The sequence below is a fragment of the Bacteroides sp. genome (assembly GCF_052357945.1).
GTDB lineage: Bacteria > Bacteroidota > Bacteroidia > Bacteroidales > Bacteroidaceae > Bacteroides.
The window spans coordinates 1-5,000 of record NZ_DAWCXD010000224.1; the positions used below are offsets into that span (position 1 = coordinate 1).

At 41.2% G+C, this 5,000-nt stretch carries 5 protein-coding genes; all 5 read right to left on the minus strand.

The features are described from left to right. Positions 1 to 958: bifunctional histidinol-phosphatase/imidazoleglycerol-phosphate dehydratase HisB (gene hisB / locus ACT8YW_RS21700; RefSeq protein WP_444107116.1), on the minus strand; the 958-nt coding region annotated here is incomplete at its 3' end. Positions 959 to 961: 3 nt separating this feature from the next. Then, positions 962 to 2,002: a histidinol-phosphate transaminase gene (gene hisC / locus ACT8YW_RS21705; protein ID WP_444107117.1), complete on the minus strand. Its 1,041-nt coding sequence runs from the start codon at positions 2,000 to 2,002 to the stop codon at positions 962 to 964. 16 nt (positions 2,003 to 2,018) lie between these two features. Beyond that, positions 2,019 to 3,308 (minus strand): histidinol dehydrogenase, encoded by a 1,290-nt coding sequence (gene hisD / locus ACT8YW_RS21710; RefSeq protein ID WP_444107118.1) that lies wholly within the window; start codon positions 3,306 to 3,308, stop codon positions 2,019 to 2,021. A 41-nt stretch (positions 3,309 to 3,349) separates the two neighbouring features. Continuing rightward, entirely contained in the window at positions 3,350 to 4,201 is an 852-nt protein-coding gene (gene hisG, locus ACT8YW_RS21715; RefSeq protein ID WP_444107119.1) for an ATP phosphoribosyltransferase, read from the minus strand. A 259-nt stretch (positions 4,202 to 4,460) separates the two neighbouring features. Further along, the gene (locus ACT8YW_RS21720; RefSeq protein WP_004296910.1) at positions 4,461 to 4,952 is read right to left on the minus strand and encodes a PaaI family thioesterase; all 492 of its coding nucleotides are present in this window, start codon (positions 4,950 to 4,952) and stop codon (positions 4,461 to 4,463) included. Between the last annotated feature and the right edge of the window lie 48 nt (positions 4,953 to 5,000).

The following is a 5,000-nucleotide window of genomic DNA, read 5'->3' on the forward strand; positions in this document are numbered from 1 at the left end:
TAAAGAAATGAAGGAACATTTCCGTCGGCATCTCTCCTATCTTCTCACGCTTGAAATCAGCATCCCAAACCAACCAAGGACGACCGCCGAAGTCCAGACAAACCTGACAAAGGCAATCATCCATCGGCAAGGCATAACCATAACGTTCAATCCCTCGCTTGCTACCTAAAGCCTGATAGATACATTCGCCCAATGCAATAGCGGTATCTTCTATCGTGTGATGTTCATCTACTTTCAAATCTCCTTTAACACGGATGGTCAAGTCCATGCCGGAGTGTTTTCCAATCTGCTCAAGCATGTGATCGAAAAAACCAAGACCAGTAGAAATGTCACAAGTTCCATTTCCATCCAGATTCAAAGCAACATAAATATCTGTTTCTTTTGTAGTACGACGTACTTCCGCTTTCCGTTCTCCGGCAAAAAGGAATTCGGCTATCCGGTCCCAGTCAGTAGTTGCAAGAGCACAGACTTCTTCTAATCCTTTTTCTTTCAGAGTGTCGGTCGAGTCTTGCAAATAAATTGCCCGACAACCCAGATTTTTGGCAAGTTCCACATCCGTAGGACGATCACCTATCACAAAACTTCCGGCAAGATCATAATCGGGACTATTCAAATACTTCACCAACATTCCCGTACGTGGCTTGCGGGTAGGCGCATTATCTTCAGGGAAGCTACGGTCTATCAGAATTTCATCAAAAGTAATCCCCTCTCCAGCCAATGTTTTAAGCATCAGATTATGAGCAGGCCAAAATGTCTCCTCTGGAAAAGAGGATGTACCCAATCCGTCTTGATTGGTGACCATCACAAATTCAAAGTCAAGTTTACTACGGATGAAACCCAAATTACGGAATACCTTCGGATAGAATTCCAATTTTTCCAATGAATCGAGCTGATAATCAATGGGAGGTTCGATTAGCAATGTACCATCTCTATCGATGAATAATACTTTCTTCTTCATAAATTATCCTTGATAGTTTTTAAGGGCGGCCAGTAGGGTATTATTTTCTACATGGGTACCGACAGTTACACGCAAACAGTTGCAACAAAGTGAAATATTATGACGATTACGCACTATGATTCCTTCACTGACCAAATAGTTGTATATCTTCACAGCATCTGTCACTTTAGCCAAAAAGAAGTTGGCGTCAGAAGGAAACAAATTGATGGTACATGGAAGTTTTTCAAATTCCGCTTCCAGATAATCACGCTCTTCCTTCAATGTTTTCACCCAACGTTCTATCTCATAGTGCTTATGCAACATAGAAATAGCTTGTTGTTGAGTCAACTGATTGACATTATAGGGATATTTGATTTTACTAAGAATGTCTATAATTTCTTTGGAAGCAAAAGCCATTCCCAAGCGAATTGCAGCACATCCCCAAGCCTTGGAGAATGTCTGGAATACGACAAGGTTGGGGTATTTATCCAGCTCCTCGAGGAAAGACGGAGCTTGGGAAAAATCATTGTAAGCCTCATCCAGCATCACCAACCCTTCGAACTGACAAAGCACCTTTTCTATTTCAGAACGGAGCAAATCATTTCCTGTCGGATTATTAGGCGAGCAAAGGAAAATCAATTTGGTGTGTTCGTCGGTAGCCGCCAGCAGTTTATCGGCAGAAAACTGGAAGTCATCATCCAGCAATACTTTCCGATATTCCACATCGTTCACATCAGCACAAACCTGATACATACCATAAGTAGGGTCGATGGCTACGACATTATCTTTTCCCGGTTCGCAGAATGCACGAAAAACCAAGTCGATGGCCTCATCGCTACCGTTTCCAAGAAAAATATGTTCAGGGGATACTTTTTTGATTTTTGACAACAACGTCTTCAGTTCGCACTGCATAGGATCCGGATAGCGGTTATGAGGCGTATTGTAGGGGTTCTCGTTTGCATCCAGGAAAACAGAGGCTGTAACTCCTTTATATTCATCTCGTGCCGAAGAGTAGGGTTTTAATTTCCAGATATTCGGCCGGGTTAGTTCTTGTAACGTTTTCACTTCTTTAAGTTTTAAATTATGAATTTTGAATTGCTTTCAAACGAACTGTAACGGCATTTTTATGTGCATGTAGCTGTTCATTAGCCGCCATCTCTTCAATAGCAGGACCGATAGCTTTCATTCCTTCCGGGAGAATTTCCTGAAATGTAATCTTACGGATAAAACTATCCAGACTTACACCACTATAGGCTTTGGCATAACCGTTGGTCGGCAGGGTGTGATTCGTTCCGGAAGCATAGTCGCCGGCACTCTCGGGAGTTAACGAACCTAAGAAGACAGAACCTGCATTTATCACACGTTCGGCCACTTCCATATAGTTCTCCGTTTCTATGATTAGATGTTCCGGAGCATACGCGTTAGTCAGTTCCAATGCTTCATCCAGATCCTTCACTAAAATCAATTTACTATTCTCCAATGATTTCGCCGCAATTTCACGACGGGGAAGTTCTGCTAATTGACGCTCCACTTCTGCCATCACCTCTGTTTGCAGTTTCTCGGAAGTAGTAATCAATATAGCCTGGCTATCTATTCCGTGCTCTGCCTGTGACAAAAGATCTGCTGCTACAAAAACCGGATTGGCAGATGCATCAGCTAGAACTTCCACTTCTGAAGGACCGGCAGGCATATCGATAGCTACATCACGCAGGCTTACCAACTGTTTGGCAGCTGTCACATATTGATTGCCGGGACCAAATATCTTATATACTTTGGGGACACTCTCCGTTCCATAGGCCATAGCGGCAATAGCTTGCACACCACCAGTCTTGAATATTTTGCTGACACCTGCCAGTTGCGCAGCAAAAAGGATAGCCGGATGAATATTTCCATTCTTATCGGGAGGCGTACAAAGTACGATTTCCTTGCATCCTGCAATTTTAGCCGGAACAGCCAACATTAATACAGTCGAGAAAAGCGGTGCTGTTCCACCCGGAATATATAAGCCGACCTTTTCGATTCCCACTGATTTTTGCCAGCAAGTTACCCCATTCATTGTCTCTACCTTCTTCCCGACAAAACGCTGGGAAGAGTGGAATGTTTCAATGTTTTGTTTAGCTAAAGAAATGGCAGCTTTCAGTTCATCGTTTACTAATGTTCCGGCGGCTTGTACCTCTTCAGGAGTCACAGCAAGTGCGAACAAGGTTACTTTATCAAAAGCAGCCTCATATTCCAATACTGCTTTATCGCCTTCTGTCCTTACCTTATTTATAATGGAACGAACAGTATCGAACAAATTTTCCGTATTTAATGCCGGACGTTGCAAAAGTTCCGTCCATTGCTCTTTTGAGGGATATTTAATCAATTTCATGGTTCATATTTTATTAGAAACGGATTCCCGTACCTATCTATTTATACAATCATCTTTTCAATCGGCAGTACCAAAATACCTTCCGCTCCCAGTCCTTTCAGTTTTCCGATGATTTCCCAAAAACGTTTTTCATCAAGTACTGTATGAACAGAACACCAGCCTTCCTGTGCCAATGGCATCACTGTAGGACTCTTCATACCCGGCAATACAGCAATGATTTCTTCCAGTTTGTCTTTTGGAGCATTCATCAATACATATTTTTTATCTTCGGCCGTTTTTACTGCGTTCATACGGAACAGCAATTCTTCGAGCACTTCTTTTTTCTCTTCGCTCATGTTCTTATTGCCAATCAACAATGCTTCAGACTTCATTACAACTTCCACTTCTTTCAAACGGTTGCTGACCAAAGTAGAACCGGAGCTTACAATATCAAAAATGGCATCAGCCAATCCAATACCCGGAGACACCTCTACCGAACCGGTTATCACATGTATTTCAGCATTTACATTATTTTTTTTCAGGAAGTTACGAAGAATCACCGGATAAGAGGTAGCGATCTTCTTGCCTTCAAACCATGACAAACCAGGGTATTCAATATCCTTCGGCATAGCCAGTGACAGACGACATTTGCTGAATCCCAGACGCTTAATGATTTCTGCATCCTCTTCTTTTTCCATAAACTCGTTCTCACCGACAATACCCAAATCAGCCACTCCAGTAGCTACCGTCTGCGGAATATCATCATCACGAAGAAATAGAACTTCGATAGGAAAGTTAGAAGACTGTACCAACAAGGTACGTTTAGTAGTGCTTAACTTGATGTCTGACTCTTCTAAAAGTGCCATTGTCTCTTCGAAGAGACGTCCTTTGGCTTGTACTGCGATTCTTAACATGACTTTATTTAATTACTAATTATTAATTACAAATACAATCTGCGTTGAAAAAACAAAAAAGGCTTACCGTATTCGGTAAGCCTTCGTTATCGTTTATATAGTTATACACAATATCATCCACGCCCACCGATTATTCGTTAGGAAAATGATGATGATGATGTGTAGTTGTATATTTCATATTTCTTTTATTAACTGCGACAAAAGTAAAGTATTTGTTTGATACTACCAAACATTTATCACAAAAACTTGAGTTTTTATTTCAAATTAATGGTAATATCTCTTCCGATTCTACATCGCATTTCGAAAAATGCATTTCATCTTTCGACTTTTCTTTCGAGAAAGTAAAGTAAGTACAAACTGATTCTGTACATACTTCTCCATCCTTATTATATAACTTTGCTTCAACAATAACGATGTTCCGCTTTACCTCTTTAATAGACGCACGCAGTACTATATGAGAATCTTTGGTATCAATCGATTTCCGGTAACGAGTTTCCATCTTCGACGTCACCCCCGTGGTTTGTAGTTTACGAAGTATAACCCAGGCACAGATTTCATCCATCAAGACAGCTTGAATACCGCCATGCAAGGTATCAATCCAGCCTTGATATTCGGGACGTGGTTTCCAAATGCTTACCACTTCGTCACCATCTTCGTAAAATTCCATTTTTAATCCGGCTTCATTATTGGAAGCACAACCAAAGCAGTTGTACCCTTCCAAACCTTTCCAGGGGTTTATTATCTTCTTCATAGTTCTCTCTTTTAGTTAGTTTTACTTCCCAAATATAAGCAATTTATG